The organism is Pseudoalteromonas sp. Z1A6 (genome assembly GCF_011378745.1).
Lineage (GTDB): Bacteria > Pseudomonadota > Gammaproteobacteria > Enterobacterales > Alteromonadaceae > Pseudoalteromonas > Pseudoalteromonas arctica.
Map to the genome: position 1 here is coordinate 1 of NZ_WTKW01000393.1, position 3,550 is coordinate 3,550.

A 3,550-nucleotide genomic window follows, 5' to 3' on the forward strand; every position below is an offset into this window, starting at 1 on the left:
ATATAAAACAAAGGATTAACTTTTGGTCTCCTTTTTGCTCTATTGTACTCATACTAAATTCAAACAATAAAGATCAAAGGATTAAATATGAGTTCATCAACAGTCTCTCGCATTACAAAACCACTTTCGCTAATTAGCGGTATTTTATTATTAAGTGGTTGTGTGTTTCACATATCGCCAAGCGTGGCGTCTGTAAAACAAACACAACAGCTCACATTGCCTAGCAACAATCTTGAGTATTTAAATGTTTTAAGTGGCGCAGGCAACCTTGAAATAAAAGGCTCACAAACAGCCACCAGCATTAGTGTTGATGCCACTATTTACACAGCCGACATTGAAGACGAATACGAATACGAGCTAACGCTCGAGCAAGACGGTAAACAGGCAAAGCTTGTTGCCCAAAATAAAAGCCGTAATGGCATTAGCTTTTACAGTGGCCAATCTCCAAGTATTAATTTAGTGGTTACTGTGCCAAGTAATCTAAATTTAGATATTGATGATGGCTCTGGCGACATTTTAATAAATGCTATGCAAAGCAATATTGATGTAAAAGACGGCTCGGGGGACTTAACTATAAGCAGTGCTAAAAACCTAACTGTTGACGATGGCTCAGGTGAAGTAAACCTTGAAAACATCGCAGGTAATTTAGAATTAACCGACGGCTCTGGCAGTATTCATATAAACAACGTAAGCGGCAATGTAACTATTGACGATGGTTCTGGCGAAATGCACGTGAGCAGCATAACTGGTTCGCTAAACGTTGAAGATGGATCGGGTGATTTAGTAATAAGCCATATTAGCGGTGCAGTTAATGTTGATGATAACTCTGGCGACATGATCATTGAGCATATTGGCTCAAGCGTAACAATTGAAGACGGTTCGGGTGATATTCGCGTTAACCATGCAAAGGGGCTGACTATTACTGAGTCAGGCTCGGGCGATGTAAGTATCGATAATATTAGCGGTTCAGTAAAAGTAACTGACTAATTTAGCATTTTCAGCCACATGAATCATTGTATTTTATAAGAACCTAAGTCATTCTATTTATGCTCAAATACCTTGAGCATAAATAGAATGACTTAGGATAAACGCGTGTTAGAAATTGCTTTAATTTACTTAGCAGCAGCCATAGTAGCTGTCCCTATTGCAAAACGAGTCGGACTTGGCTCTGTGTTAGGTTATTTAATTGCCGGCATTCTCATTGGCCCTTATGCGCTGGGTGTTGTGGGCGATCAAACCGATGTAATGCACTTCGCTGAATTTGGCGTAGTAATGATGCTGTTTTTAGTGGGCCTTGAGCTACAACCTTCGCGTTTATGGACATTACGCCACTCTATTTTAGGACTTGGCGGCTTACAGGTTGTGTTATCGGCAGCGGCTATATTTGCATTTTGTTATTGGTTTTTTGCCATGCATTGGCAAACCGCACTCGCCATTGGTTTAATGCTCGCGCTCTCCTCTACTGCTATTGTGCTGCAAAGCCTTGAAGAAAAAGGCTGGCTAAAACAAGAAGCCGGACAAAACGCATTTTCGGTATTGCTGTTTCAAGACATCGCAATTATCCCTATTTTAGCCCTATTGCCACTGCTTGCATTTGCCCCGCAAACTAGCACAAAAGAAATCAGCGATTCGATTATTGCAGGCTGGCCTGTATGGCAACAAGTATGTGTTTCGGTTGCGGTTATTGCCGCTATTATTGCCGGCGGTAAATATGTATCGGCGCCGTTATTTAGATACATTGCCCAAACCCACATGCGTGAAATATTTACTATTTTTGCACTCTTTTTAGTAGTCGCTATTGCACTGGTTATGCAAAGTATTGGTTTATCGCCTGCGCTGGGGACTTTTTTAGCAGGCGTTGTACTTGCCGAGAGCGAATTTAGACACGAATTAGAAGCCGATATAGAACCCTTTAAAGGCTTACTTTTAGGATTGTTTTTTATAACTGTTGGCGCATCAATTAACTTTGAGCTGCTATTTAACGAGTTTAGTACCGTTATAGGCTTAGTGGTTTTACTTATTGTAGTTAAAGCCTGCATTTTATTTGCCCTTGCCGTTACCTTTAAAATTAACAGTAAACAGCAGTTATTATTTGCCTTAGCGCTTGCCCAAGGGGGTGAGTTTGCCTTTGTACTTTTAAGCGTAACCACCACCTTAAGCATTTTAACGCCCGAGCAAACCAGTCTTGTTACCTTAGTTGTTGCAGTATCAATGCTAATAGCGCCGTTACTACTTATGGTTTATGAGCAAATACAAAAACGCAGCAGCAGTGCTATGCCTGAGTTTGATAAGCCAGAACAAATAAGTACCGCTAAACACGTAATTATTGCCGGCTACGGACGTTTTGGCCAAATTATGGGGCGCTTACTGCACGCTCAAGGCTACGAAATTACCGTACTTGATCACAGCCCTAGCCAAATAGAATTACTGCGCCGTTTTGGTAACACCGTATTTTATGGCGATGCCGCACGCCAAGAACTCCTTGAAGCCGCAGGCGCGCACACCGCACAAATGTTGGTAGTAGCAATAGACGACCCCGATAAAACCATAGAGATAATTAAGCTCGCCCATAAAAACTACCCGCAACTTAAAATTGTTGCCCGCGCAATCGACCGTCGCCATGCGTATCAATTACTTAATTTAAAAGTAGATGCGTTTAACCGCGAAACAGTCGACTCAGCTATTAACCTTGCCGTAGAAGCACTCGAGTTACTAGGTAACACTAAACAAGATGCCGAGCGTGCAGGTAAACTGTTTAGAGACCACGACCGCGCTGCAGTAGTACAACTTGCTGCATTATGGGGCGACGACGCCAGCTACGGCGTAGCAGTGCGCCAACGCATGGAAGATTTAAAACATGTGCTACAACAAGATAAACAAGCACAAAGCGATTTAAATACCTGCGACAGCGGTGATTGCGAAGATGGCTTAACAGAAGTAGCGAGTAAACCGAAAAAGCCTGATGATGCTCATCTTGAGTAATTTAGGTAGTTGGTTTTGTAGTGTCTGCGGATAGTGCTAAAACAGCATTAAATGGACTAAAATAGTGGATTGCGATGTATAAACTCAATCCACTGTTTTAGTTTATCTCCTTCCACTAAATAGAATTTCAGACAATGAGTTTTGGACAATTCCCCAGGTTCCGTTTGGGTGACCAATCGGGATTGCTAGAAGCTCATCGCAAGAATAATTAATTCTTAAATTAATAGTATATTTTTTAAGCTCCCCATGAGTTAAAACACTTAAGATAGATTGCACACTTGCACTACTTGGGTTCTCATTCGAAAATCCAATAATTCTATAGTCCTTTAATTCAAACTTAGAGTAGTTTTCCTTAACCTCACGTGCTGCCTTACCTTTATGTTTTCCAACTAGGTGATACATTAGAGGAACAATTTTTGCCCATTGTTTATGCTGCCAGCTATTAAAAAAAGTTGTCACTATATCAAGTACCCCGAAGTCTTCAGTAGATCCGGATTTATTCAAACGCTCTTGAAACCTATTTAAGTAATGATCGTATATCTCATTTTTATTTTTTAAATTCGCTTTT

3 protein-coding genes are annotated in these 3,550 nt (G+C 40.9%); 2 read left to right on the forward strand and 1 reads right to left on the reverse strand.

The window, feature by feature from the left end; genetic code table 11:
* Positions 1 to 87: 87 nt before the first annotated feature.
* Both GQR46_RS17635 and GQR46_RS17640 read left to right on the forward strand, forming a co-directional pair.
* Complete coding sequence (locus GQR46_RS17635; RefSeq protein WP_165741771.1) at positions 88 to 987, forward strand: DUF4097 domain-containing protein; 900 nt, start codon at positions 88 to 90, stop codon at positions 985 to 987.
* 105 nt (positions 988 to 1,092) lie between these two features.
* On the forward strand, positions 1,093 to 2,982 hold the full coding sequence (locus GQR46_RS17640; protein WP_165741773.1) for a monovalent cation:proton antiporter-2 (CPA2) family protein: 1,890 nt from the start codon (positions 1,093 to 1,095) through the stop codon (positions 2,980 to 2,982).
* Between the two features lie 102 nt (positions 2,983 to 3,084).
* On the opposite strand, the gene GQR46_RS17645 is transcribed toward GQR46_RS17640, so the two are convergent.
* On the reverse strand, positions 3,085 to 3,550 hold a 466-nt coding region (locus GQR46_RS17645), incomplete at its 5' end, for a hypothetical protein (protein ID WP_206009666.1).